The 26,445-nt window shown below is 57.1% G+C and carries 24 protein-coding genes and 1 tRNA gene; 13 read left to right on the top strand and 12 right to left on the bottom strand.

Going from position 1 to position 26,445, the window contains the following annotated elements; all coding sequences use genetic code 11:
• Window positions 1-13: 13 nt before the first annotated feature.
• Window positions 14-1,021: an NAD-dependent epimerase gene (locus tag K5845_RS11450; RefSeq protein WP_287959023.1), complete on the bottom strand. Its 1,008-nt coding sequence runs from the start codon at window positions 1,019-1,021 to the stop codon at window positions 14-16.
• A 303-nt stretch (window positions 1,022-1,324) separates the two neighbouring features.
• Here K5845_RS11450 and K5845_RS11445 point away from each other — a divergent pair, with 303 nt between their 5' ends.
• Complete coding sequence (locus tag K5845_RS11445; RefSeq protein ID WP_287959022.1) at window positions 1,325-2,155, top strand: hypothetical protein; 831 nt, start codon at window positions 1,325-1,327, stop codon at window positions 2,153-2,155.
• Window positions 2,156-2,286: 131 nt separating this feature from the next.
• Here K5845_RS11445 and K5845_RS11440 read toward each other — a convergent pair whose 3' ends face one another.
• Together K5845_RS11440 and K5845_RS11435 are read right to left on the bottom strand one after the other, a co-directional pair.
• Complete coding sequence (locus K5845_RS11440; RefSeq protein WP_076605312.1) at window positions 2,287-3,033, bottom strand: RlmE family RNA methyltransferase; 747 nt, start codon at window positions 3,031-3,033, stop codon at window positions 2,287-2,289.
• A gap of 46 nt (window positions 3,034-3,079) precedes the next feature.
• The gene (locus tag K5845_RS11435; protein WP_287959021.1) at window positions 3,080-4,381 is read right to left on the bottom strand and encodes a Ppx/GppA phosphatase family protein; all 1,302 of its coding nucleotides are present in this window, start codon (window positions 4,379-4,381) and stop codon (window positions 3,080-3,082) included.
• A gap of 229 nt (window positions 4,382-4,610) precedes the next feature.
• Here K5845_RS11435 and K5845_RS11430 point away from each other — a divergent pair, with 229 nt between their 5' ends.
• The 3 genes from K5845_RS11430 to K5845_RS11420 all read left to right on the top strand — a co-directional run bounded on the left by K5845_RS11430 (window position 4,611) and on the right by K5845_RS11420 (window position 6,732).
• Complete coding sequence (locus tag K5845_RS11430; RefSeq protein ID WP_244512329.1) at window positions 4,611-5,408, top strand: M15 family metallopeptidase; 798 nt, start codon at window positions 4,611-4,613, stop codon at window positions 5,406-5,408.
• A 100-nt stretch (window positions 5,409-5,508) separates the two neighbouring features.
• A tRNA-Gln gene (locus K5845_RS11425) sits at window positions 5,509-5,582 on the top strand.
• A gap of 274 nt (window positions 5,583-5,856) precedes the next feature.
• Window positions 5,857-6,732 carry a hypothetical protein gene (locus K5845_RS11420; RefSeq protein ID WP_152024984.1) on the top strand — a complete coding sequence of 292 codons (876 nt, stop codon included), beginning with the start codon at window positions 5,857-5,859 and terminating at the stop codon, window positions 6,730-6,732.
• 59 nt (window positions 6,733-6,791) lie between these two features.
• On the opposite strand, the gene K5845_RS11415 is transcribed toward K5845_RS11420, so the two are convergent.
• From K5845_RS11415 to K5845_RS11395, 5 genes are all read right to left on the bottom strand, one after another.
• A complete protein-coding gene (locus K5845_RS11415) occupies window positions 6,792-7,262 on the bottom strand; it encodes a nuclear transport factor 2 family protein (RefSeq protein ID WP_287959020.1) in 471 nt (156 codons plus the stop codon).
• 99 nt (window positions 7,263-7,361) lie between these two features.
• Window positions 7,362-7,802, bottom strand: coding sequence for a cyanase (gene cynS / locus K5845_RS11410; protein ID WP_090225827.1), 441 nt, complete (start codon window positions 7,800-7,802; stop codon window positions 7,362-7,364).
• Window positions 7,803-7,840: 38 nt separating this feature from the next.
• Window positions 7,841-8,752 carry an ABC transporter ATP-binding protein gene (locus K5845_RS11405; RefSeq protein WP_287959019.1) on the bottom strand — a complete coding sequence of 304 codons (912 nt, stop codon included), beginning with the start codon at window positions 8,750-8,752 and terminating at the stop codon, window positions 7,841-7,843.
• 31 nt (window positions 8,753-8,783) lie between these two features.
• The gene (ntrB, locus tag K5845_RS11400) at window positions 8,784-9,614 is read right to left on the bottom strand and encodes a nitrate ABC transporter permease (protein ID WP_046480251.1); all 831 of its coding nucleotides are present in this window, start codon (window positions 9,612-9,614) and stop codon (window positions 8,784-8,786) included.
• Between the two features lie 4 nt (window positions 9,615-9,618).
• Window positions 9,619-11,013: a CmpA/NrtA family ABC transporter substrate-binding protein gene (locus K5845_RS11395; protein ID WP_046478251.1), complete on the bottom strand. Its 1,395-nt coding sequence runs from the start codon at window positions 11,011-11,013 to the stop codon at window positions 9,619-9,621.
• A gap of 241 nt (window positions 11,014-11,254) precedes the next feature.
• On the opposite strand from K5845_RS11395, the gene K5845_RS11390 reads away from it, so the two are divergent.
• On the top strand, window positions 11,255-13,195 hold the full coding sequence (locus K5845_RS11390; RefSeq protein WP_287959018.1) for a sigma 54-interacting transcriptional regulator: 1,941 nt from the start codon (window positions 11,255-11,257) through the stop codon (window positions 13,193-13,195).
• A gap of 4 nt (window positions 13,196-13,199) precedes the next feature.
• On the opposite strand, the gene K5845_RS11385 is transcribed toward K5845_RS11390, so the two are convergent.
• On the bottom strand, window positions 13,200-13,778 hold the full coding sequence (locus tag K5845_RS11385; protein WP_287959017.1) for a glutathione S-transferase: 579 nt from the start codon (window positions 13,776-13,778) through the stop codon (window positions 13,200-13,202).
• Between the two features lie 191 nt (window positions 13,779-13,969).
• On the opposite strand from K5845_RS11385, the gene K5845_RS11380 reads away from it, so the two are divergent.
• The 3 genes from K5845_RS11380 (at window position 13,970) to K5845_RS11370 (ending at window position 17,619) form a co-directional block, all read left to right on the top strand.
• Window positions 13,970-15,403: a multicopper oxidase family protein gene (locus tag K5845_RS11380; RefSeq protein ID WP_170832377.1), complete on the top strand. Its 1,434-nt coding sequence runs from the start codon at window positions 13,970-13,972 to the stop codon at window positions 15,401-15,403.
• Between the two features lie 262 nt (window positions 15,404-15,665).
• Complete coding sequence (locus tag K5845_RS11375; protein ID WP_046478254.1) at window positions 15,666-16,235, top strand: TRAP transporter small permease subunit; 570 nt, start codon at window positions 15,666-15,668, stop codon at window positions 16,233-16,235.
• A 1-nt stretch (window position 16,236) separates the two neighbouring features.
• A complete protein-coding gene (locus K5845_RS11370) occupies window positions 16,237-17,619 on the top strand; it encodes a TRAP transporter large permease (RefSeq protein ID WP_046478255.1) in 1,383 nt (460 codons plus the stop codon).
• Here K5845_RS11370 and K5845_RS11365 read toward each other — a convergent pair.
• Window positions 17,616-18,554, bottom strand: a complete 939-nt coding sequence (locus K5845_RS11365) for a LysR family transcriptional regulator (RefSeq protein ID WP_287959016.1) — start codon at window positions 18,552-18,554, stop codon at window positions 17,616-17,618. The genes K5845_RS11370 and K5845_RS11365 overlap by 4 nt on opposite strands.
• A complete protein-coding gene (locus K5845_RS11360; RefSeq protein ID WP_052743852.1) occupies window positions 18,551-19,177 on the bottom strand; it encodes a carboxymuconolactone decarboxylase family protein in 627 nt (208 codons plus the stop codon). The genes K5845_RS11365 and K5845_RS11360 overlap by 4 nt, the downstream gene beginning before the upstream one ends.
• A 277-nt stretch (window positions 19,178-19,454) precedes the next feature.
• Between K5845_RS11360 and K5845_RS11355 the strand changes: the two genes are divergently transcribed.
• From K5845_RS11355 to K5845_RS11335, 5 genes are all read left to right on the top strand, one after another.
• On the top strand, window positions 19,455-20,555 hold the full coding sequence (locus K5845_RS11355) for a TRAP transporter substrate-binding protein (protein WP_046478257.1): 1,101 nt from the start codon (window positions 19,455-19,457) through the stop codon (window positions 20,553-20,555).
• Window positions 20,556-20,744: 189 nt separating this feature from the next.
• Window positions 20,745-21,773 carry a PDR/VanB family oxidoreductase gene (locus tag K5845_RS11350; protein ID WP_287959015.1) on the top strand — a complete coding sequence of 343 codons (1,029 nt, stop codon included), beginning with the start codon at window positions 20,745-20,747 and terminating at the stop codon, window positions 21,771-21,773.
• 61 nt (window positions 21,774-21,834) lie between these two features.
• Window positions 21,835-22,959: a Rieske 2Fe-2S domain-containing protein gene (locus K5845_RS11345; RefSeq protein WP_046478258.1), complete on the top strand. Its 1,125-nt coding sequence runs from the start codon at window positions 21,835-21,837 to the stop codon at window positions 22,957-22,959.
• A 28-nt stretch (window positions 22,960-22,987) separates the two neighbouring features.
• A complete protein-coding gene (locus tag K5845_RS11340) occupies window positions 22,988-24,202 on the top strand; it encodes a CaiB/BaiF CoA transferase family protein (protein WP_287959014.1) in 1,215 nt (404 codons plus the stop codon).
• A gap of 44 nt (window positions 24,203-24,246) precedes the next feature.
• Complete coding sequence (locus K5845_RS11335; protein WP_287959013.1) at window positions 24,247-24,999, top strand: enoyl-CoA hydratase/isomerase family protein; 753 nt, start codon at window positions 24,247-24,249, stop codon at window positions 24,997-24,999.
• 38 nt (window positions 25,000-25,037) lie between these two features.
• Here the strand turns inward: K5845_RS11335 and K5845_RS11330 are convergent, their stop codons facing one another.
• The gene (locus K5845_RS11330; RefSeq protein ID WP_287959012.1) at window positions 25,038-26,411 is read right to left on the bottom strand and encodes a cation-efflux pump; all 1,374 of its coding nucleotides are present in this window, start codon (window positions 26,409-26,411) and stop codon (window positions 25,038-25,040) included.
• Between the last annotated feature and the right edge of the window lie 34 nt (window positions 26,412-26,445).

The raw sequence follows: 26,445 nt of genomic DNA, 5'->3' as shown, positions 1-26,445 counted from the left end.
GAACTCGGCGGTCTTACTGGGCGTAGTAGTCGCGATACCAGGTTACGAATTTCTCGATTCCGGCTTCCAGTTGTGTTGCGGGAGCAAAGCCCACATCCCGGGCCAAGTCATCCACGTCGGCAAACGTTTTTTCCACGTCGCCTGCCTGCATGGGTAACATGATCTTTTCAGCTGTCTTGCCAAGAGAGCGTTCAATAGCAGCCACGAAGTCGAGCAACGCGATGGGTTCGTGATTGCCGATATTATAAAGTCTGTAGGGTGCGGAAGATGTAGCGGGATCAGGCGCCGACCCAGACCATTGTGAGTTGGGCTGCGCGATGGAATGCATCGTTCGCACGACCCCTTCGACAATGTCGTCAATGTAGGTAAAGTCGCGCGCGTGGCGCCCGTGATTGAATATTTCGATGGGCTCGCCTGCGAGTATTTTGCGGGTGAACAGGAACAGCGCCATGTCGGGGCGCCCCCAGGGTCCGTAGACTGTGAAAAAACGGAGCCCGGTTACCGGAATGCGGTAAAGGTGCGCATAAGTATGCGCCATGAGTTCGTTGGACTTCTTGGTGGCGGCATAGAGACTCAACGGATGGTCGACGTTCTGATGCACCGAGAAGGGAACGCTTTCATTAGCCCCATAAACAGAGCTCGATGACGCGTAGACCAAATGCCCGACTTGGGTTTGTCGGCATCCTTCAAGGATATTCATGAATCCAACGACGTTTGAATCGATGTAGGCATTCGGATTCTTAAGTGAGTAACGTACGCCCGCCTGAGCGGCGAGATGAACAACGCGATCGAAATTATGCGCGCCAAAAAGCTCAGCCATGCTTGCGCGGTCGGCAATATCCAGCCGCAGGAAAGAAAAGCGTTCATGCGGCTTGAGCTGAGCCAGCCGGGCCTGCTTCAGCGACGGATCGTAGTAATCGTTTAGATTATCAAGACCAATGACGTCATGACCCTCGTCGAGTAATCGCCGCGCTACAAAATACCCGATAAAGCCGGCGGCTCCAGTCACGAGAATCTTCACGTCCTAACTCCTGAATAGATGAGATTGCTATATATCTTACAACCGCAGGCGGTTATGTGATGCTCGACACGAGTTTGTAAACGCATTCATGCCTGAGTAGAGGGCGTTGCGGCACTTATATGCTTTGCGTGTACGTCGATCGCCTTTTTCGGGGCAATAGGCAGCGTTTTCGCAACTAGAATCAAAAATACATGCCGCTCACGAAGGCAAAGCCTTTTCCCGTCAGCTATGAAACGCCGAATCATGGTTTCCTGGCTCTCAACTGGGATCCGGATCAACATTCTGCGAGCTAAAGAAAGAGCCGTGAAACCTTCACAACCATCCGGACCGACGGAATCGCGCGTCTGGTATGCGCACGACCTTGTCGTGCCAGAGAAGCGCGAAACCAAGGTGCGCGAGTCGGCGGTCGCTGCGGCCGCCCGACAGGCGTTGGAATCTACAAATTCCATGCCGGTGCGCACGCGGCGTCCGCGGCGCGCGCTTTGGCTTGCCGGTGTGGGGCTCGCCGGAGCAACGGCGGCCCTGATGATGATCCCCTGGTCTCCAGAGCCAAACGATGGGCCAGCAACGGCGACAGGCACATCCTCGGGTGTAGACGTCGCTTCCATTAAAGAAAAGGTTCCAGTCGACGTCGGCGACACCGATAAGCCTTCGGCCCCGGCGATCATAGCTGTCGAAAAAGATCCCCCTGTCGCTCAGCCTGCCAATCAGGATCTGGCTACAGCACCCCGTCCGGCAACCGACCGTACGCCGCCCGAAACAGGATCGCTCGGTCAGCCACGGGTTGCTGGCTATACAGCGACCAATGCTGATCCCGCGGAAACTGAAAATCTAGGCGGCGTAGATCCCAGCCAGCTGCCAGTTACTATCGCGCGTCCCGATAGCGATGCGGGCGAGATCAGGTCGAGCCGCGCGGCTCCTGAAATCGACGTGATAGAGATGGAAGACGAAAAAGGCGAGACCAGTAACAAGAATGACTCGTCTTCCAGAAGCGCTGGCCGTCAAAGAAAGGTTCAGCCGCGCGCCAACAAGCGAGCGGCCGAGTATTATGAGACCGGCGACTGTGCAATGCCGTCCTGGGCGTGGCGTGTGTTTGGATTTAGTGAGCCGGTCAAGCGCAAGCCGTCCTGCTGAGAGCAGACACACGTATCATCATAAAAACCGGAATTATGCCCGCTATGGCTCCCATCGCGGGCGATGTCTTTTTTGAGGAACCGTCTGGTCAGCTGCCAAATTCGAAGCCGCTCGGCTCGTTCGGAAAAGTACTAGTTGTCCGCGTCTTCTGCTTTCTTGTCTCCGCGAAAGCCTGTCGCAAGAACATACAGTTCCGCAGAGTCTGAGCGGCTGGCTGGCGGCTTGATGTGACGCACGGTTTTGAAGTTGCGCTTTAGAAGGTCAAGCAGATCGCGTTCCGCCCCACCTTGGAAAACCTTGCAGAGAAAGGCGCCATCAGGGCTTAGGACATCGCACGCAAAGTGCGCAGCCGCTTCGGCAAGTCCCATAATGCGTAAGTGGTCAGTACGCGTATGTCCCACAGTCGGCGCTGCCATATCAGACATGACAACATCGGCTGCTCCGTCTCGCAGCATGGACTTCAGCCGATCTTCCGCGTCTTCGTCCGTAAAGTCCATTTTGACGAAGTCCACGCCAGGGAGCGGTTCGACATCCAGGTAGTCGATGGCAACCACCTGGCCGCGCTTGTCACCTTGTCCGTCTAAAGCCTTCACACGGTCCGCGGCGATCTGGCTCCAGCCTCCTGGCGCTGCCCCGAGATCGATCACCCGCTGGCCGGGTTTGAGGATTCGGTGCTTGTCATCGATTTCCAAGAGCTTGTAAGCGGCGCGCGAGCGCATGCCCTCACGTTTGGCCGCGGCCACATAAGGATCATTGAGCTGACGTTCGAGCCATCGAGCAGACGATGTTGAGCGCTTTCGCGCGGTCTTCACACGAACATGCAATTGGCGCTGCCCGCCTGTCGGGCCGGTAATCCCGCCGCTGCCTTTCTTCGCCAAGGAGTGACCTCGTCTAGCAAGTGCTTTTAAGAGTTAAGATGTGCTGTCAGCGATGCTGGCGCCCGCGCCGTCGCCGTGTCCGGTAGACACCGTCTTCTATCATCAATGTGGTCAGGATGCCTTCGCGTAACCCGCGATCGGCAACCCGTAATCGTTCACAGGGCCACAACCGTATCAGGGCCTCGAGGATAGCGCAGCCGGCGAGCACGAGATCCGCTCGGTCGCGCCCGATGCAGGGCTGGGCAACGCGCTCCTCGTAACTGCTACCGACGAGCTTGTAGGTGATGTCGCGTGCTTCTGCGACTGAGAGCCAGCATCCGTCGACCCGATTGCGATCATAACGCGGCAAGCCCATCTGGATGCCTGCAATGGTCGTCACCGTACCTGACGTGCCGAGCAGATGCGCCGGACGATCACGTAACAGGGGCGCGAATTGGTACTTATCTTCGAAGGGGCGGAGCAAGTTGCTGACGTGTTCGACCATCGCTTCGAAGCGTTCCGACGTGACGAACCGTCCGCCAAATCTTTCAGCAAGCGTCACAACACCGACCGGCAAAGACGTCCATGCAGCCATATGGTTCTGTGCATCGATCCGATCCGCGCCGCGCGAACGCTTGCGTGTTGCACCCGACAGATTGAGCCAGATCAGTTCGGAAGAACCGCCGCCGATGTCGAAAACGAGAACGTAGTCAGATCGGTCATCGATCAGCGAGGCGCAGCCGGAGACGGCGAGACGTGCCTCGACTTCGGGGGTGAGCACTTCAATATCGAGACCGAGGCGCTCCTTAACACGCGCGAGGAAATCCGGACCGTTGCTCGCAAATCGGCAAGCCTCCGTCGCGACGAGACGAGCGCGGCGGACACCATGGCGGTTGAGCTTGGAGCCACAGACTTTGAGTGCGTCCATCGTCCGGCGCATGGCTGGTTCCGAAAGCGTACCGCATTGCGAGACACCCTCACCAAGCCGAATGATGCGTGAAAAAGAATCTACAACGCGAAATCCGCGGCGTGTTGGCCGGGCCAACAATAGGCGGCAATTGTTCGTGCCGAGATCGAGAGCGCCGTAAACTTGCTCAACCGTCTCCTGGCGGGCGCCGCGGTTTAACGCGCGCTCGTTGGCGTTGCCATTCAGACAAGCTTGCTTCTTTTGATCACGAACGCAATCCAGCGCGGCTGTTCGAGGTTCTGGCGCGGGGGAGCCAGTAAGCAAATGGCGCACATCGAGCGTCCTTACGTCGACGGGCTCGCGTTCATGGTGCAGAGGACCTGCAGATACAGGTTTTCGCGCCGGGACTTTCTCGTCCACGGACGCAGGGCGGGGCTCTCCCTCGTCTTTAAAATCCTCCACCGCTTTATCTCCAGTGTCTGGCGCTGGCTCCGAAACAACCCGTGCTGTAGGGCACAGGCAGTCGGAGGAAGTTGCGTCATCAGACAGCCGTCTGGATTCGTCTTGAACTGAGTGTAGCAGGTCGCAAGGAGTGGTAAAGCAGGATGCCTGACTTTGTACTCGGTAGGCTGAAGAGCGGTAGTATCAAGCGTGTGAACGCCTAATGATTGAGTAAAGTATAAAAGTATCAATGAATTACGTTGTCATGTTTCTCATGGTTGCGGTGCTTCAGGCTCTGGCGACCACCGCGAATTGCGGCGTCGAGGGGGCGCAGACCCTTAAAGAAATTTCGGGACGGCTAATTGAGACGTACCAAGATTATATTGATGGCGCAGACGAAACGACACTCATTTGGCGGGATGGTACGCGCATGCCGCTTGATGTGGAGCCGAAACCTCCAGGCAGCGCCGAATGGCTTGAAAAACCGAGCGTCGCCGACATGCTACGCGTGCCTTATCCGCTCGGCCAACTCGCGCAGCCACCCCATGCTGGTGCCGATCCAGGGCGGGCACGGAACCAAGCCTTCTTTCGAAAAGTGTACGGGGACTGTCGGTCCGGTGCGGTGAATAAGGAGCTCGTCGACGTTATTTGGCTTCCCAAGAAGTCTAGTCAGCGGCTTCGCGTCACGCGCATAAATGGGGTTGCAGAGCAATTGCAGCGGGTCAGCGACGAGCTAGATAAGCTCTCGTCAAAGTTCGATAAGTTCCTGATCCCCTCAGCAGGAACGTACAATTGCCGTGTTATCGCCGGGACCGATCGCATCTCGGCGCACGGTTACGGCATCGCCATCGACATCGCCATAAAGCATACGGATTATTGGCGCTGGGCAAAGCCGGCCAGCGGTGCGTCCCCACGGTACCGCAACCGAATTCCATACGAAATCGTCGAGATCTTCGAACGTCATGGCTTCATATGGGGCGGAAAATGGCACCACTTCGACACCATGCACTTCGAATATCGCCCGGAATTGCTGCCGATTGCGCGATAGCGCGAAGGGATAGTGCATTCTCCGCACGCCGCTGGTTGCGCCCCGCGTCCGGAATTGTTATATGCCTCGCTCCATTGCGAAGCGCCGTTTCTGGCGCCGTTGGGGAATAGGTTAACGGTAGACCCACGGACTCTGACTCCGTTAGTCCTGGTTCGAATCCAGGTTCCCCAGCCACTTTGTCTTTCCACGCAAATTATCAGGGTTGGACGGCGATGAACTTTGCTCGTTTTGAGCGCCGCCAGTTCCGACCGATATTCCCACTCACAAACCGAACTTTTACCCCTTTGCGCCAACATCTAGGCCGCAGATTTCGGCCTCCTGTGCATGATCACACTGCCGCCGTTCTGTTCCGGCATAGGGTGAAAGAGGATGCGTGCCGCGGGCTACCATGCATTTCAGCATGATCGAGCGTTGGCCTAACGAGCACGGGGAACACGAAGGACAAAACGTGCTGCGACTGAACCCCTTTGTTGCTTCCGGTATAATTCTGGTATTGACGTCTCCGGCGTTTGCTACGGAGACGCCTCCAGTTCTCGTCGAAGAGCCAAAGCTGGTGGCGGCGCCCATGCGATCAATCGAGATTTCGCAGGATCTGGCGGAAAAGGTCGGCCAGAAGGTTTGGCTGAATGAAACCGGTGGGGATCGTGAGGCGATCACCGCCTGGAACACGACCGAGGATTTTGCCTCTCTCGGCATCGGTCATTTCATCTGGTTTTCCGAGGGGCTTGATACGCGGTTCAGGGAGAGTTTTCCAGCGATGCTGGAGTTCTTGCGCAGCCGTGGCGCGAAGCCGCCGGCGTGGCTGGACGTTTCGCCTGTGCCACCCTGTCCTTGGAAGACGCAGCAGGAATTCCGCCGCGAGTTCTACTCGCCGAAAATGACGAGCCTGCGCAGGTTCCTCCTGGAGACCGTGGATCTACAAGTCCAGTATCTTGCGCAGCGTACGAAGGCAGCGCTCCCGAAGATTTTGGACAGCCTGCCGAATGCGGACGACCGCCTTCACGTGCGCCGTCAGTTCTATAGGCTTGTCGGAGTTTCACAGGATCTCTACCCGCTGATCGACTACATAAATTTCAAGGGCGAAGGCATCAGCGATAAAGAGACGTTTCCCAATCGGCGCACCGGTGAACCCGAAGGCTGGGGTTTGAAAGACGTCCTCCTTGCAATGAATGGGACGTCGGAAGATCCTAAGCAGGTGCTCGCTGAATTTGCAGATGCCGCCCGCTTTGCTTTGAAGCGCCGGATCTCCAACAACCCACCCGACAAGAGATGGCAGCGTGGCTGGCTTGCCCGCGTGGAAACCTATCGCCGCCCTCTGCGATAAGCGGCCGGAACCGCGGCAGCAGGAGGCATCTGCCGCGGAGCGCTTACTTAATTAAAGGATTAAAGGCCGAGATCGCTGAGACTCGGATGATCGTCTGGCCGGCGGCCCTGTGGCCAGTGATATTTGCGCTCGCTTTCAGCGATCGGGAGATCGTTGATGCTCGCGATGCGGCGCGCCATCAGGCCGTCGTCACTAAACTCCCAATTCTCGTTGCCATAAGCGCGGTACCACTGCCCTGAATCGTCACGCCACTCATATGCGAAGCGCACAGCAATCCGGTTTCCGTCGAACGCCCAGAGCTCCTTGATCAGCCGGTATTCGAGTTCGCGGGCCCACTTGCGCGTCAGGAACGCCTGAACGGCTTCGCGTCCTTTGAGGAATTCAGCACGATTGCGCCAAACGGTGTCTGGCGTGTAGGCGAGCGAGACTTTCTCGGGGTCTCGCGTGTTCCACGCATCTTCGGCCATTCGGACTTTTTGAGCCGCGGTTTCAGCGGTGAAGGGAGGCAAGGGAGGTCGCATGACGAGCATCCTAAATCAGGGCGATAGAAAGTGAGCATCAAAGGCAATTAGGCAAAAAAAGAGAGCGAGACAGAACCCGCTCCCCTCGTTTCTAACGTGATTAGGAACTTACCAATTCTTGTAGGGCAGGAATTTGCCGCTCATCTTGATCTCGATGCGGTCACCCTTCGGATCAGGGATTTTCTCGACATACATCTCAAAGTCGATGGCGCTCATGATCCCGTCGCCACCTTTCTCCTGGATGAGTTCTTTAAGTGTCTGACCGTAGACGCCGACGATTTCGTACAGACGATAAATGCACGGATCTGTCGGAATGGACTGCTCGAACATCTTCGTCGGAAATTCCGCGAGGACGGGACCAGCCTCTTGCGGAAGGCCGAGATGGGTGGCGAGTTTATCGGCTTTGTCACGCGGCATAGAGTTCATGCCAAGGCACGCGGAAGTCGTGAACACTTCGGACATGCCGATCGCTTCAGCCATGCTGGCCCAGGTGATGCCAGTCTGCTTCTTCTTCGCCAGAATCATTTCGGTGACTTCGGCTTTATTCATTGTCGTTTTCCTCGACGGTTGTTGATCTTGGGGAGCGCTTAAACCGCGACCGACACCAGCGGGCGCGGCGAAGTAGGGCGGCCGTCGGACTGGACCTCATCCAAAGCGGGCCGGACAGTGATCGGGCTATTCGTTGAACCATCGGACTGTGAGCCCGAGAGCTTCTTGGACCGATTGGTCAGGAAATCCACGAGGTGGTTGCGGATCTTGTAGTAACCGGGATCATGAATGATCTCTCCGCGTTGCCGCGGCCGCGGAATATCAACCACCACGCTTTCGGCGATGCGCGCGTAGGGCCCGTTGGTCATGAGAAGAATACGGTCGGCGAGAAGGATGGCTTCATCGACGTCGTGCGTGATCATGAAGACGGTTTGCTCGGAGCTGGACCAGATGCGGGTCAACTCGTCTTGGATCGTGCCGCGCGTAAGCGCATCGAGCGCACCGAACGGTTCGTCAAGCAGCAACAGTTTCGGCTGGATAGCAAACGCTCGCGCAATCGAAACACGCTGCCGCATGCCGCCGGAGAGCTGAGCCGGTTTGCGGTGCTCGGCTCCCCCAGTCAGCCCCACGAGCCCCAAAAACTTTTGCGAATGCTCGTAGACCTGTGCGCGTGTCCACTGAGGATACCGTGCACGAACGCCGAACATGACGTTCTTAAGTGCTGAAAGCCACGGCAGGAGTGAATAGTTCTGAAACACGACGCCGCGTTCCAGGCTCGGTCCGGAAATCTCCTTGCCATCCATGATGATGCCGCCCTCGGTGGGCTCATCGAGCCCGGCGAGGATGTTCATGATCGTGGACTTGCCGCAGCCGGAGTGGCCGATGATGCAGACAAACTCGCCGCGCTCGATAGTGAAGTCTGCGTTCTCGAAAACCGTTAGGGGCTGGCCGTCTTTGGGGCCCGGAAAACGTTTGGCGAGTTGGGAGACTTCTATGAATGACCTGCTCATGAAGCTTATCCTTTTCGTTCGTCCGGCCGATTTATTCTTGGAACCGCACGGCCTTCTGAAGTTGCCCGAAGGCGGCGTCTAAGAGCATGCCTACGACCCCGATCATCAGGATCGAAAAGATCACGCTCGTCAGGTCGAGGTTGTTCCACTCATTCCAGACGTAGTAGCCAATGCCTGTACCGCCCACGAGCATCTCCGCCGCGACGATGACGAGCCAAGCGATGCCGATTGAAATCCGCATGCCGGTCACGATCGTCGGAGCTGCCGCCGGCAAAATGACGAGAAAGGCGGTCTTGAGAGGTGAAAGCTGATGTGTCCGCGCGACGTTCACCCAGTCCTTGCGCACACCCGCCACGCCGAACGCTGTATTGATGAGCATCGGCCAGATCGAACAGATGAAGATTACGAAAATGGCTGAGGCCTGGCTGTCCTGAATGATGAACAGGGCGAGAGGCATCCAAGCCAAGGGTGAGATAGGCCGCAGCACTTGGATGAATGGATCGAGCGCCTTGTACATCAGGGGCGACATGCCGATCAGAAACCCGATCGGGATTGCCACGAGTGCCGCCAGGAAGTAGCCGGTCAGCACGCGGTAGAGTGAATACCCAATCTGGATACCAATGCCTTTGTCGTTTGGGCCGTTGTCGTAAAACGGCTTCGACAGTTCGGAGACAGCTTTCTCGATCACCGCCGAAGGCGGAGGGACGCGCGCCTGCTGCCCCCCGCCACCGGTCATAAGTTCGTATTCGGAAAGCTCTCCCGAAGATTGTGAGTTCGGCGTCGCAAGTTCCCAAATGCCGAGCGTAGCGACGAGCATCAGAACGGAAAGCAGCACGGCCTTTAAGTTGTCTGCGATCGCCATGGCATCAGACCCCGCGCTTGATCGGGAAGCTGGCGACATACTCTTCCGGCTTTTCAGGATCGAACGTCTTGCCCATGATCGTGTAGCTCTCGTAGGTCTTGTCGGGCACAGGCATCCCGAGATCCTTCATGAGCTTGCCGCAGTCGGCCGTCAGATAGACCTGCTCTGCGATCTTCTTGTAGTCGACATCGCCTTCGATATAGCCCCAACGCTTCATCTGGGTGAGGATCCACACGCCCATGGAGTGCCACGGGAACGGATCGAAATCGATGCGATCGGGGACGTTTTTGACATTGCCGAGACCGTCAGCGTAGCGGCCGGTCATGACCTGCTCGATGACGGGCACGGGCTGATTGAGATAGTTCGCGGGAGCGATCGCAGTCGAAATTTCTTTGCGATTATCCTTGTTGCTGGCGTACTGCGTAGCGTCGACCAGGGCCTTCAACAGGTTGCCGTAGGTGTTGGGTAGCTTCGTCGCGAATTCCTGCGAACAAGCGAAAGCGCAGCAAGGATGTCCGTCCCAGATTTCCTTCGTGAGAATATGGATGAAGCCAACTTTTTCCCAAACCGCGCGCTGATTGAACGGGTCGGGCGAGAGGTAGCCGTCGAGGTTGCCGGCGCGCAGGTTGGCCACCATTTCGGGCGGCGGAACGACACGGATCTGAATATCCTTGTCGGGATCGAGGCCTGCTTCGGCCACGTAGTAGCGCAGCAGGAAGTTGTGCATCGAGTACTCGAACGGAACACCAAACTTGAAGCCCTTCCATTGTTTGGGGTCGTTCTTGTCTTTGTGATCGTTGTGCAGGACGATCGCCTGCCCGTTGATGTTCTCGACAGCAGGCATGATGAAAGGCGTCGCTGTGGAACCCGCACCCATGGTGATGGCGAGCGGCATAGGCGTCAGCATGTGAGAGGCGTCGTATTCGCCGTTGAGAGACTTGTCTCTGGCAACGGCCCAGCCCGCCGTCTTGATCACATCAACATCGAGGCCATACTTCTCATAGAACCCAAGTGGTTTAGCCATGATGATCGGCGTCGCACAGGTGATGGGAACAAAGCCGACCTTGAGTTTCGCCTTTTCCGGTTTGCCAAGTTCATCGAGAATGGCAGCCTTCGCAGCGTCCATGGGAAACACGGCTGCGATCGCAGCTGCGAGAGCGGAACCGCCGAGCAGGCCGGCGAAGGATCGGCGTGATAGTTCGTTGTGACCGAAGACGGAGCGGACGACAGCGCTTTCGATGGCGCGCTCAAGAGCTTCTTCGTTGTTTTGAGGAGTGCTCGCGTTGGCGGCACTGTCATGATGATGACCGGAGGTCCCACATTCAGAACAACTACAACCTTTGCCGTGACGTAGATCCAGGTTTGGATCGTAGGGATTGCCTAGGCTCTTTGTTGTCATGGACGACACTCCATCGTTGCTGTTCGTCGGGGATCCGACCTCCGAAACTGGTTAACCTCTCAGCAAGACGTGTGCCAAAACTCGATATGAGAAAAATTACATTTAAAATCAGCATGATGGGTGGAGGCCGCAGGGTGCGGATGGGTATTATCTAAATTCATAAATTATCAGTTTTCAAAATCGAATTATGAATTTAAAAAATAGAAATCGAGTTTTATGCTCTTCGGCAGGGGGCTTTGTCATGAATGTAATCCCAACCGATATCCTCGGAGCGGAAGCTTCTCCGGGTTTGGCTGACGATCCCGCGGCGCGGCTGCTTCTTACGGGGTTTGAAGCATCACCCCAGGCACAATTAATCATCTTCCCGTTGGAGAATGCAGTTCTGCGTGCCAACGAGGCTGCCTGCCGCTTTTTTGGGCTGACACGCGCTGAACTCCTGACGACGAGAGTAAGCGACCTTTACCCGGACTCCTTCGGCGAGCTGCACGTGGCCTCGGAAGCGGCGATGGTAAAGGGCCATACGATTTCGCGAGACCTCGTCGCAAAGGCAGCAGAGGATGCGCCGAAGTCGGTGGAGCACGAGTTTGTGGCCTGCGGAACAGGCAGGGGCGCCGTGCTGATCCTCAAAATTCATGATCTCGATGCCATGCAGCGGCGTGCGGTGGACAACGAAGCCAACGTCACAATTCGTCGTGGTCTGGAAGAGTGGCGCAAAGCCGAGCGCATCTTTCGCGAAATCGAGCAGCGCAATCAGCTCATTCTGTCCGCCGCGGGTGAGGGCATCTATGGTGTTGACGACAACGGCATTACGACCTTCGTAAATCCGGCGGCTGAAAGAATGTTGGGATGGACTGCGGAGGAGCTGATCGGCCGCAAGATCCACGACGTCGTTCACTCCAAGCATGCGGATGGCTCGCATTACCCGGTGGAATGCTGCCCAATCTACAATGCGTTCAGGGAATGCGTCGTGACCTGCGTCGATGACGAGGTGTTCTGGCGCAAGGACGGCAAGCCCCTGTGGATCGAATACACGTCGACGCCGCTCATGCAGGATGGCCGCTCCATCGGCGCTGTCGTGATCTTTCGCGATATATCCGAACGCAAGAGCAATGAAGATAAGCTCATGAAGGCGCTTGATGAGAACGCTGCCCTGCGTGAGCGGCTGGAAAAGGAAAACGCCTACCTGCAGGAAGAAATTCTCACGCATTCGAACCACCACGAAATTCTGGGGACGTCGGCTGGTACGATGCGCATCATTCGCCAGATCGACGTCGTTGCGCCGACGGACGCCAACGTTCTGATCACTGGGGAGAGCGGAACGGGCAAGGAGCTGGTCGCGGTCGCGATTCATAAGGCGTCAGCACGGAAGAACCGTCCGTTAATTCGTGTGAACTGCGCGGCAATTCCACGTGAACTGTTTGAAAGTGAATTCTTCGGGCACGTTAAAGGCGCGTTCTCCGGCGCATTGCGTGACCGCGTCGGTCGCTTCGAACTGGCCGATGGCGGAACCCTCTTTCTCGACGAAGTGGGCGAGATCCCGATCGACCTCCAGTCGAAGCTCCTGCGCGTGCTGCAGGAGGGCTATTTCGAACGGGTAGGTGAGGAGCACACGCGCGGCGTCGATGTTCGCATTATCGCCGCGACGAACCGTGATCTTGAGAAGGAGGTGTTGGCGGGGCGCTTCCGCGAAGATCTGTTCTTCCGTCTCAATGTGTTTCCCATAGAGTGCCAGCCGCTACGGAAGCGGCCGGAAGATATAGCAACGCTGGCTCAAAACTTCCTGAGCGTCAGTTGCCGGCGAATGAATATATCTGAGCCACGTATGACCCGCGCCGACATGGAGGCCTTGCAACGCTACAATTGGCCGGGCAATGCGCGTGAACTCCAGAACGTCATGGAGCGGGCCGCGATTTTGTCGACGCGGGGCAAATTGCAGCTCAACCTTCCGGGAAGAACAGATACGCCGAAAGAGGTGCGCGCGCCCGCCAAGGCAGCGACATCTGTCGATGAAGATCGGATACTGACGGCGCAGGAATTGGATGAGCTTGAAAGAAGCAATCTGGAACGTGCCCTTATGGCGAGCCAAGGGCGGGTGTCGGGCGCAGGTGGCGCTGCCGAGCGTCTCCAGATAAATCCGCAAACGCTCTACTCGAAACTGCGCAAGCTTCAGCTCAAGATCTAAGTGCTTAAACCTTCGTCGCCAGCATCGAAGGACGCGTGCTAACCTCTTCCAGCCAGGGCCCCAAACCAGGCTGGAGGCTACGCCAATCGAGCTCCTTCAGCCGCAAGTCCAAATAGGCGAGCGCGCAGGCCAAGCCAATATCGCCCAGGTCGAAGCGGCCGGACGGCGGAGTTGGTACCCTGGGCAAGGCGCGGGTGATAGCGTTACGCTGCCTTTCAAGCCAGGAATGCCACTGGAACTCAACGGGACGGCGCCCTTCCAGAACCGATGCCACTGTGGCATCCTTCAGCCCTTGGGCTATTCCTGCGCGCGTAAGGACTTCCAGCCTGTTCGGCTGAACGAGCGAAGGCGCGGCACTAATGTTGTCCAGATATTCGCATATGGTCGTGCTCTCAGTGATGACGCCATCTTCTTTCGTCGCAAGTGTGGGAACCTTGCAGAATGGCGACACCGCAAGCAGGTCCTCCGGGTCCTTCCAGGGATTGACCTCCACAAGTTCGAACGCATCCACGAGCCCCTTCTCATGTGCAACCACGAGCACTTTGCGAGCGTATGGCGAGGTAGGGCTGAAAAACAACTTCATCTAGGGGATCCTGTGGCAAGGCACTGACTGAATGTGCGGGCAGAGCCGGATTTACAAGCCGCTTGATGCCACCTTCGAACTCGCAATGCAAAGTCTGGAGTGACGCCTCAATACCTGACCGCGAAATTCGGCTAAACTGCAGAATAACGTTATATTGGCAAGAGCTGGCGGCACCCGCAGTGCGCGGAGGGATGATGCGCTTCACGATCACGCGACGACAATTCACTGGGGGTGCCTCGGCTTTTGCCGCTGCGACAGTCTTGGCGGGGTCGCTGAAAGCGCAACAGCCTTCCACAAATGAACAGGTACGGCGATTAACCGCTAAGCTGGGTGAAGCCGAACTGTTGGAGACAGATGCGCCGCGCACGCCGATCTGGGGCTACGAGGGCCATGTGCCTGGGCCTGAATTGCGCGTTGCGCAGGGCAAACCAGTCGCCATTGATCTCGTCAATTCGCTGCCTCAGCCGACGACAATCCACTGGCACGGCATTCGGATCGATAACAGCATGGACGGCGTTGCAGGGCTCACGCAAACCCCGGTCACTCCGGGCGAAACTTTCGCGTACCGCTTCTCGCCACCTGATGCCGGCACCTATTGGTATCATCCGCATAACCGGACCTGGGAGCAGTTGGCACGCGGTCTTTATGGCCCATTCATCGTTGAAGAGCAGCAGCCACCGCCCTGTGATCAAGATCTGGTCCTGATGATCGATGACTGGCGCCTCGGGGACAACGGTCACATCGACGAGGCGTCCCTTGGAAGCATGCACGACATTTCGCATGCGGGACGACTGGGCAACGTCCTGACGCTCAACGGGCGCGGCGAACAGGATATCCCGGTACGCGCTGGGCAGCGCCTGCGCCTACGGCTCATCAATGCTGCCAACGCACGCATTATCGGGATTACGTTCGAGGGACATGTCCCGATGGTGATCGCGCTCGATGGGCAGCCATTAGATCGTCCGTTTGCGCCGGGCAATAACCTCGTACGCCTAGCCCCTGCACAACGCGCAGATCTTATTTTGGATTGCGACCAGGACGTCGGGGCGCAGACTTCGATCCTGGCCGATACCGGTCGGGAGAAGTTGCGTATTGGCCGTTTTGTCTATCATAAGGAAAAGCGCGAACGGCCGAATATCCTGACCGACATTCCTTTACTGCCCCAAAACCCGATGCCGGTCGCATTGGACCTCGATCGTGCCATCAACGTAGATCTTGAGATGACCGGCGGTGCGATGTCGGCGTTTGAAGCCGCCGAGTACAAAGGTAAGCGCTATGGTGCGCGCGAGCTGGTCCGCGAGCATCATAAAATTTGGGCATTCAACGGAATTGTTGGAATGCCCCAATCGCCGTTGATGCAGATACCGCTTGGGAAAACGGTAAAAGTACGCATTGTCAATCGTACGGCTTGGCCGCACGCGATGCACTTCCATGGCCATCACGTAAAGGAGGTCGCGCACGCGCGGCGAACGCCTCTACCCTATTGGCGCGATACGATTTTGATGGAGCGCGGTGAAGAGGTAACGGTCGCCTTCCTGGCGCATAATCCGGGACGCTGGATGCTTCACTGCCATATGCTTGAGCATCAAGCCGGCGGTATGAGCAGCTGGTACGAGGTCGCGTAAGCCTTCATGACTCTAAAGCGCGGGACGCTCACCAATACAGAATTCCTGTTGAATCCTTATTCAATAAATTCGTTTGAGTTGATGGGTCGTCTTTGCGACTGTCGACCCAAACTGAATTCGGTTTCCATTTCGGGGCTGGATTGGGACGTGCGTCTGTGCTGAAAACGCTGGGCTTTGATCCAGGTGGCAACATGATGCGCACTAAAATTATAGAGCTTGAAAAAGCCGGTTAGGGTGGAAGCGCTTTGGGTTTCGGGGGGACATGGAAGGTCTTGCTGCGGCGGTAACCGCCATAGAGTGGTTTAACGAACGCGTTGGTCGCGTCATCTCGTGGCTCAGCATATTACTAGTCTTCAACACGTGCCTAGTCGCTGTGCTGCGATATGGGTTCAGTCTGGGCTGGGTTTGGCTGCAGGAAGTTTACTTGTGGACCCACGCCATCATCTTCCTTCTGGCATCGGGTTACACGCTTCTCCACGACGGGCACGTCCGCATTGACGTCTTTTACGGCGCCGCGAGCCCAAAAACAAAAGCCCTGATCAACGGTTTCGGAACGCTCGCATTCCTGTTTCCGACACTCATTTTGATCTGGTGGGTCTCCTACCCTTATGTCGAGCTGTCCTGGAGCCGGCTTGAAGGCTCTCAGGAGGCTGGCGGATTAGCCGGCCTGTTCCTGCTTAAGAGCTGCATCCTTGCCTTCGTCGTCCTCGTTGGTCTTCAAGGCTTAGCGTTATTGCTGAGAAGCATCTTGGTGCTCCGTGGCGCCGAAGAATGGAGTCCGGATTTTAACGCCGCGCCTCAAGGCTCAGCTGCAGCTCATTCGGGGGAATAAGATGCCGACAAACGAACTTATGAGCATTCTGCTTCTCGTCGCAGTTTGCGCCGCCATGATGCTCGGCTTTCCCGTCGCCTTTACGTTGGCGGGAGTATCGGTTGTGTTTGCGTTCATCGGGGCTTCGATGGGCGTGTTCGATTTGTTCTTTTTCAACGCAATCCCTGGTCGCCTCTACGGCGTGATGAGCAACGAGGTTCTTGTTGCTGTACCGTTGTTTGTGTTCATGGGCGTGATGCTCGAACGCTCGCGGATTGCTGATGAACTCCTGGAAACGATGGGCCAATGCTTCGGCTCGTTGCGCGGTGGCCTAGGCATATCCGTAACCATCGTCGGCATGTTGCTGGCGGCCTCGACGGGCATTGTCGGAGCAACAGTTGTCACCATGGGGCTATTGAGCCTGCCTGCGATGTTGAAGGCAGGTTACGATCCCAAGCTGGCCTGCGGAACGGTCTGTGCCTCGGGCACGCTGGGTCAGATCATCCCCCCGTCGATTGCCTTGGTCGTGCTGGCTGACTCGCTATCTGGCGTATATGCGGAATCGCAGCTCGCAAAGGGCAATTTCATCGTCGAACCGTTCAGTGTCATCGATCTGTTCGCGGGTGCCCTGATCCCAGGGCTAATGCTGAGCAGCCTATACATCCTCTATCTCGTCTACATGGCTATCTTTAACCCTGAGACGAGCCCGGCATATTATCGCAAGGATGTCGGGCGGACGGAGCTGATCCTCAAGATCGCAAAGGCTCTCGTGCCACCGATCTTCCTTATCCTGGCAGTGCTCGGGTCCATCCTGGGAGGTCTGGCCACGCCAACAGAAGCAGCGTCATTCGGTGGCGTGGGGGCAACTCTGTTGGCTTTCCTTCGCGGGCAACTTAAGATCAGCGTATTGCGTGAGGTCGCAAGTTCAACGGCACGTATTTCCGCAATGGTGTTTGCGATCTTGATCGGCGCGTCGATCTTTTCGCTGACGTTCCGCGGCTTTGGCGGCGATCATTTGGTTCATGAGTTTCTGACGGGCCTACCGGGCGGGTTCTTCACCGCCATGCTCATTGTCATGCTTGTTATGTTCGTGATGGGCTTTGTGCTCGACTTTATCGAGATCGTTTTCATCGTTGTGCCCATCGTAGCACCAGCGCTTTTCATGGCCGATATCAGCCCTGTTTGGCTCGGCGTGATGATGGGTATCAACCTGCAGACGAGCTTCCTGACACCACCATTTGGTTGGGCGCTGTTCTATATCAGAGGCGTGACACCATCGTCGATCAAGACCACGACGATCTATCGGGGTGTGATGCCGTTTATCGCAATACAGATCCTGATGCTGGCCATCATCTGGACCTTCCCCGAAATTGCGACCTGGCTGCCGTCAGTCCTTTTGGGCTAAGACGCGGGTAAGGATGAACGTTTTTCCCGCCGGCCGGATTTGGCCGGCGGCACATCGGAAAAGTTACTCACCGCAGCGGCCAGTCGCGCAATTTTCCGCGCGACTGGTTGAATGCTGCCGATAGCCGTCGTTGCGGTGAATTCCACGCGAGGAACCGCCGGATCGGTTTCGAGGATCTTCAATCGTCCTGCATCGATCGTGTCCTGATGGCAGCGAGGCGGGAGCAGCGTTAAGCCGAGGCCAGCTGCTGCCAGCGAGGCAGCGACGCCGAAGCTTTTGCACGTATCTACGCGGCGGCAATAAGCGTCACCCGAGCGAAACCAATCTTCAATTGAGGTGTAGTGATACGACTCTCGCGATAAAGCGATGATCGGATATTCCTGCATAAGCTTGGGTGTGAGAACTGAATCCGGCACGCCAAGAGACGGACTGGCGACCCACGCGAAATCGACGTATCCGAGCGGCACCGGCGTCGTGCTATAGCCGGGAACACGACCGGGAATCAGGATGAGATCAAGTGAGCCCTGATTCAATCGCTCAATAAGATTATGGGTGAGCGCTTCGTCCAGCTCCACGGTGATGGATGGAAACCGCTCATGGATGAGCTTCATAAGCGCGGGAAGCCACGTGACCGAAATCATCTCAACGACACCGATACGCAAGATGCCGGTCGCGGCGTCTTCTGCCCCAATGGTTTGCTGAATTTCAACCGAAAGCCGCATCGCCTGTTCTGCGTAGGCCATTAGCTCGCGACCCTTGGCCGTCGGGCGCGCTGTGCGTTGACTTCGGTCGAAAAGTTCGACGCCCAAATCGCGCTCAAGCTCTATGATGCGCATGGAGACAGTAGATTGCGTTGCATTGAGCCGCTGAGCCGCCGAGCAGAAGCTACCCAGTTTGGCGGCCCAATAATACGTTTCCAATTGCTTGAAATTCATTGGGCTTCCTCGCGCGATGTTTTGTCGTTCGTACGCGCGGGCGATGTCGGCATACCTTCGCCAGCCTCCAATCCAGAGCCAGAGAGCATTGTCATGAGACTTGTCTCGGCGTCGATTTGCAGTGCCTGATTGAACTTGTTGAACAATGTGCACAAACCGATGCGCACGGTGAGTTCGACAATCTCCCGCTCGTCGAAATGCTTGGAGAGATCCTCAAATACGCTGTCCCTGATGCCCCAGGCTCGTTCGGACACAAGCCGCGCATAATCCCGTACGAGGCGTTCCTTCTCGCTGAGGCCGGGTACATCGGGCTCCAAAATGTTTTCGATGGTTTCAGGCTCTAGCCCGTGCGCAGCCAAGGCGGCTCCGTGATGTCCGACGCAATAAGGGCAAGCGTTGACGCGGCTCGTCGTAACCACAGCGATTTCAATCAGTCGTGGCGAGAGGCTTGGCGATGATCGTAAGGCCTCGATCAATCCATAGAGATGCCGAAACGCATCCGGTGAGTGGGCAAGCACGCGGACTTGGTTCGTGAAGTCGCGCGGAGGGGTTGAGAACGTTTTCCAAAGCGTTTGAAGGTCGGCCGGCAATGCCGACCCGTCTAATTCGCCCACGCGCGCCATGCGTTCAGCCTCCCCGATCTTCGCTGAAATGATTGGGTGTGTATCGACTGATTTTCATGGAACACCCCCGACGTTTCAATTTTATCCTATCAGATTTAATGGAGAGTCTAGATTGAAAATAATCGATTGTAGTGATGCGTTTCGTCTCCGATAGTGTTCGCATGGGATCGTCGAACGCTCCGCGACGCAGCGGCAGCGAGCGTCGGTTCCTGCAAAAAAGGGGGTGTCGTAAAGTAAGCGGGGCTCCCGATAAAAATGATTGTCGGAGGAAATACCCATGCATCGCAGGACATTCATGGTGTCTGCTGCAGCGACAACGGCTGCGGCAGCCGCTGCGACTTTCCCCAAGCCAGCAATTGCCCAAAACAAGCGTAAATGGCGGATGGTGACGACTTGGCAAAAGAACCTGCCAGGGCTCGGCACAGGAGCGCAGTACTTTGCGGATCAGGTGACCAAGTGCACCGGCGGACGTTTGTCCGTTGAGCTCTTCGCTGCCGGCGAAATCGTACCGGCATTTGAATCCATCGACGCGGTGAAGACGGGTACCGTCGAGATGGGCCATGGGTGCCCTTATTATTGGAAGGGCAAAGCACCCGCGGCTGAAATTGTCAGTAACTTCCCCTTCGGTCTGACCGCTCAGGAATACAATGCCTGGTATCACTTCGGCGGCGGTGAAAAGCTGTGCGATGAACTTTATGCCGATGCGTTTGGCTGCAAGTTCTTTCCCTGCGGTAACACCGGCGTGCAGCATCCGGGCTGGAGCCGCAAAGAGGTCAATACGCTCGACGACATTAAAGGTCTGAAGGTGCGTATGCCGGGTCTCGGTGGCGAGGTGATGAAGCGTCTCGGTGCCACCGTTGTTAACTTGCCGGCCAACGAAGTAACGACCGCGCTGGCCTCTGGTGCGATCGACTGGGTCGAGTGGAACAACCCTTACGGTGAAGCATCCTTGGGCTTCTGGCGCCACGCGAAGTACTACTACACCCCGGGCTGGCACGAGCCGGGAACAGTGCTCGAACTCTTCGTCAATAAGAAGCAGTGGGATTCGCTCGAAGACGATCTCAAAGCGATCGTTCAGCAATGTGCATTCTCTGCGAATGTTGTCATGTTGAGTGAATTCCAGGCGCGCTCTGGGCCCATCCTTGATCAGTTTGTGAACAAGCACGGCGTCGAGATCCGGAGGCTCAACGACGAGCAGATCACGAAACTCGGCGAAACGTCTGCTGAGGTTCTAAACGAGATCACGGAACGGGATGCGTTGGCGAAGAAGATCTTTGCCAGCATGAACAAGTTCCGTGGCGAGCAGAAAGCTTACACCACCGTTGCGGAAGGAGATTTCCTCCACGCACGTTCACTGAATTTCAGCTGGCCCGCCTAACGAGCTACTGATGCCGGTGCCCTGCAAAGCATGGCGTGCAGGGCGCCGGCCCTTATTTTACGGCGTTTTGGTGTCATGATGATCAAAAAAATTGATGATATTCGTTCTTTTAATATCGTTTGCGTCGATTGATGGGATGGGCGAGCATGAGCATGAAAGCAACACGGCTTATCACGCCGGAGGGTGGACATGCTTGAAGAGACGGACAGGTTTGAAAACGAGATGAATGAGACGTCAACGGATGACGATCTGGCACGGCGCAAGGAAAAGCGTACGGTACGTGTCGCTAAAATCGAAGACGTTGCAGAAGGCATAAAGACCTTTGAATTCGTCGCTTCTGATGAGACGCCGTTGGCTCCGTTTACGGCCGGCGCACACGTCGAAGTGCATTTGAAGGATGGAACCATTCGTTCCTATTCACTTTGCAACGATCCGGCGGAACGGCACCGGTACGTCATCGCAGTCCTGAAGGAAGAAAACGGCCGCGGCGGCTCGAAGTTGATGCATGAGGCAATCAGCGAGGGCGACTCGTTGGTGGTCAGCAATCCGCGCAATCACTTTCCTTTGGCTGGCCGGGAGGCACGCGCGCACCTGTTGTTGGCAGGTGGCATCGGCGTAACGCCAATGATGGCCATGATAGCGGAACTGGAGGCCAAGGGCGCGCGGTGGTCGATGCACTACGCAACCCGCAGTCCCGAGCGGACAGCGTTTCTCAAGCAGCTCGCGCCTTACGTCGAGGCTGGCAAGGTCACGATCCATCACGATGGCGGGATGCCTCAGAATGGGCTCGACATCAGAGCTCTTCTCTCCAACTACGAGATTGGAACGCACCTTTATTTCTGTGGTCCCCAGGGGTTCATGAACGCCTGTGGCGAATGCACGGAAGCGTGGCCACCCCATGCCGTCCACCGCGAATACTTCGCTTCAGCCGGCATTGAATACGATCAGTCGGAGAATGTGCCCTTCGAGGTCAAGATCAAGAGCACGGGGCAAACGTTGCCGGTTCCTTCCGATCGCTCAATTTCCGAAGTCCTGAAGGACGCCGGTTGCGTCGTCGATACCGACTGCGAGGATGGATACTGCGGCACCTGCATTACACGTTACCTCTCCGGTAATCCTGAGCATCGCGACACCGTTCTGAGCGACAAAGAGCGCAAGAGCTACGTGATGGTCTGCTGCGCGCGAGCCAAGGGCGGCGTGCTTGAATTGGATCTCTAACCGAGGCCCGGAGCTGCAAGTTACCCCAGAACAAAACAATAAACACGAGCGAGGAAACGAAATGACCGAACAGATTTTTGTGCGAGACTGCTGGTATGTTGCCGGGCTCTCGTCTGACTTTCCCAAAGAGAAGCTGACGGGGCACACGATCGCCAAACGTCCGATCGTGATGTGGCGAACGAAGGATGGCGATGTCGTTGCCTATGACGATCGCTGCTCTCATAAACGCTTTCCGCTGTCCAAGGGCCGCTTGATGGAAGATGGCACGCTCGAGTGCGCCTATCACGGTCTGCGCTATGACACGTCCGGCAAGTGCGTGATGATCCCGTCTCACCCCACCGGGCCTATCTCCCCGCAAGCCGTAGTCCGCGCGTTTCCTGTGATAGAGCAGGATGGCTTAGTTTGGATCTGGCCGGGTGATCCCGATAAGTCTGAAACACGCAAGCCGCCTCGCGTGCCTGAGGTTGGCGATGACAAATGGGAATCGATCTGCGTCGGCCCCATGACCGTCGACTCGAACTATCTGCTTCTGATCGAGAACCTGCTCGATATCACGCACTTCTATCCGCTGCACGATGGCAACATCGGTGATATCGCCAACAGCCGTATTCCGATCGAGTTGGAAGAGGGCGAAGTTGACGGCAACAAGTATGTAATGACCATTCGCAAGACCAACGACTACGCCCAGCCGCCCTACCTTGTAGATTGGTTCCACTACGATGTCGTTGACCGGCACCACACGCACTGCCTTATGAATCCTGGTGTTACGCGCGTGGTTATGCGCAACGCCCCTCCAGGCGAGCTCGCACCGCGTGAAGGCGACCAGGAATACCCCGGGGAGATGAACGTCGAGGGTGTTGAGCGTGGGTACGTGCTGATCCATACGCACACCCCGATTGATGAGCGTAACCACGTGTGGCGCATCATCATCAATTGCCCCGCACATCATATGTCCAAGGGTGATCCTTCCAAATCGACCGCGCGCCGCGCCTCTGAAATGTTCCCCGATGTGGCGGCAGAGGATCTCTGGGCGGTTGCTGAGCAACAGAAGATGTTTGAATACCCTGACGAGGGCTATTCTGAAGTCTTCCTCAAGCCGGATCTTGCCCTGCGTCGCGCACGTAAGATCTTCGCCGATATGCATCGCGAGGAGACGGCCGGTCGCCCAGCCGAAGCCGCGGAATAAGATTGCTTCGGCAAGGGGACAACAAGAAATGGCTAAGAGCAGAGGGCCCAACGGGCCACTCGCCGGAGTGAAGGTTCTTGAGTTCGGTCAAATCGCAGCGGGCCCGTTTACGGGCTCGCTGTTAGCCGACCTTGGAGCTGACGTCGTTAAGGTGGAAAATCCCGTCGGGGGCGACGGCATGCGCGGTTGGCCGCCATTGACGCCGAGCCCGGATGGCGAGGTCTACAGCGAGAACTTCGCTTCGCTTAATCGCAACAAGCGTTCTATCGCCGTCGACCTGAAGGACAAGCCGAGCATCGCGCACCTCAAGGAATTGATGGCTGCCAGCGATGTGATCATCGAGAACTTCCGCGCTGGCGTGTTGCGTCGGCTCGGGCTCGGCTATGATGAGGCCAGTCGCCTCAACCCTCGTCTCGTCTATTGCTCCATATCGGGTTTCGGGCAAACCGGCCCATATGCGCAGCGCGGTGCTTTCGACGTGACGGTGCAAGCTATGAGCGGCCTGATGAGCGTGACAGGAGAAGAGGGACGCCCGCCTGTAAAATGCGGCGTGCCGGTCGGCGACTTCTGCGCTGGTCTGTACGGGGCTTATACGATCCTCGCGGCCTTGATGCGTGCCCGCGAAACGGGTGAAGGGGCCTACATTGATTGCTCGATGCTGGGCTCGCTCGTCGGCGTTGCAGCGCTCCAGACCAGTGAGTTTTTCGGCACCGGTCGTGACGGGCGGCGCCTGGGCTCCGCGCATCCGCGCAACGCGCCTTACCAAGCCTATCGCGCCAGCGACGATTATTTCGTGATCGCCGCCGGTAACAATGAGCTTTGGAAGCAAGTTGCCGAAGCTGTCGGTTTGCCCGAGCTGACCGAAGATGCACGCTTCAAAACTCAGCTTGACCGCGCCCAAAATCAGGAGGCGTTGGCGGAAATCCTAAATACTCCGTTTTCCCAAAAGTCTGCGAGCGAGTGGCTCGAGGAGATGGATCGCCGCGGGGTCCCGTCGGCGCCTATCAACACCTATCGGGAGATCCTGGCTGATCCGCATGTCCGTGAAATGGGACTGATACATGAGTTGCGGTTGCCGAATGGCGTTCAGACGTGCACAACGGCTTATCCGGTGAAGATGACGGGATACGAGTTTGAGATCTCCCGTGAGCCTCCACAACTCGGTGCTCACACCGAAGAGGTATTCGAGGAGTGGCTCAGCTCGCCTGCACGCGTCGTGGCGCAGGGTGGAACCGGTCGTTGAAGCTCGGAAACTCCGAAACGCAACAGGAAAGCTAAGACCTGTCTATGACCATAGATGAACGGCTCGACGCGAACAGCGTCGAGGTTAGCAAGGACGGAACAACGACAACGCTGACGTTGTCACGGCCAGCCAAGCTCAACTCGCTCGATAGCGGTATTGTCGAAGAACTTCTCTCTGCGCTTGAAGTCTGCCGGGGCGACGGAACGCGTCTCGTCGTGTTCCGTGGCGCGGGTAAGGGCTTTTCGGGAGGTTTCGACTTTACTGGCCTGGAAGAACAGACAGAGGGCGATCTCGCTCTGCGCTTCTTGCGTGTTGAGGCACTTCTCCAGGCAGTGCACAATGCTCCGTTCGTGACGATGGCTCTTGTGCACGGACCCTGCTTCGGCGCAGCCGCCGATTTGGTCGCCTCGTGCACGCATCGTATCGCTGCGCCAGGCGCGCGCTTCCGCATGCCGGGCTTGCGTTTTGGTGTCGTGTTGGGCACGCGGCGATTGGCCGAAGTCATCGGCCGGGACAATGCCCGTGATGTGCTGTCGAAGTCCAAGATCTTGGAAGCTAACGAAGCTCTGCGCATCGGCTTCCTAACGGGAATTGCGGAACAGGATAACTGGCCGCAACTGGTGACAGAAGCAACGGAAGCCGCATCCATTCTGAGTGCGTCGCGACTGGAACGCGTCCTGCAACTGACGAACGACGATCGCCGGGATTCTGATCTCGCCGAATTAGCCCGCTCGGTCATGGAGCCGGGGCTCAAAACCCGAATTTCCGACTACATCGCCTCGATGAAGAAGAAATAAGCCGGCCGCTGCCTGCCGTCTCCGGGCAACGGGCATGCCTAAATCGCACGCTGCGGTTCGGCATGCCCGATAACCCGTACAACATCGGGATGGAGCGAACGTACACGCCGCTCCACTTCATCGACAGCCGTATGGGCATCGCTCACCAGCATGTCCGGCGGCAACCGGCAGTGGAAGTTCATGATAAGGCCAAGCTCGGTCGAGCGAATACGCACGTTGTGCACGTCCCGCACGACGCCGCCTTCATCGGCTGAAGCAATGAGCGAGTCTTTCAGCGTGCGATAGCGCTCGTCCGGGATTTCTTTGCCGGACAGCCAGTTCGCTGCCATGGGCTCGATGTGCGTATCGATTTCGATGTCATCGCCGAGTTCTTTGCGGATGGCGGCTTCGAGTTCGCTGGCGGCATCGTGAGCTTGGTCGACGCTGAGATCGGCTTGAACCTCGATGTCGACGCTGATCGAAAGCCGTCCGGCCACCCGTTGGATCGTCAGGCGATGGATGGCGGCGCCGAGATTCGCGGCAATCACGCGCAGGTGCGTTTCAATGGCTTCATCGTCGACCGCGCGCGGCTCTGCAACGACGATCACCTCGGCGTTGGGAAATTCATTCTGGACCGTTTCGACGATCTGAGCGTTTAGCGCCGAGACATGGTCAAGGGGAAGTGACCGGCTGACGGCGACAGCGAGTTCAACAAAGAGCGTCGCGCCTGCGCTACGTACACGGGTTCGCTCAACAGCCAGAACTTCAGGGATCCTTTCAACGTGCGCGGCAATGGCGCGGCTAGCCCCTTCAGGCGCCGTGTCAACCAGCGTGTCAAAAGTCTGACGCCCCAGCTTAAACGCCGCAAAAATAATGAAACAGGCCACAATGAGAGCTGCAACCGCATCAGCCGACATTTGCCCGAACGCGACGAAAATCATGCCGATTAGCACGACGCCGGAAGACAGCATATCCGAAAGGAAATGCAGCGCGTCCGCTTCGAGTGCCGGACTACCCGTGGCTTTAGCGACTTTACGGAGAGCCCGTACGCGCCAGAAGTCGACAATGATGGAGCCGACCAGAACGGCGATAGCCATCCAAGCGCCTTCAATGACGTGGGATTCACCGAGAAGCCGCTTGATCGCTTCATAAGCGATCCATCCGGCAGCGCCAAAAAGCAAAACGACCTGGAATAGCGCCGCCATGCTTTCCATTTTGCCGTGGCCGAAGTGATGGTCGTCATCGGCGGGTTTGTGGCTGACGCGGACGGCCCACCAAGTGATCAGGGTCGCGACAAAATCCGAGGAAGAATGAACGCCCTCCGAGATCAGACCGATACTGCCCGTCATGAAGCCGATCACAAACTTGACGATCGCCAAACCGCCGCTTGCCAGCACCGATATCAGGGCGACGTGCTCTTTTTCCTTTTGCATGACGTTGTCTCGTTGGCGGACAAGACAAACGATA

The organism is Filomicrobium sp. (assembly GCF_025698805.1).
GTDB lineage: Bacteria > Pseudomonadota > Alphaproteobacteria > Rhizobiales > Hyphomicrobiaceae > Filomicrobium > Filomicrobium insigne.
The sequence above is the reverse complement of the archived record's forward strand: the minus strand, read 5'-3'. Positions and strand labels throughout refer to the sequence as shown.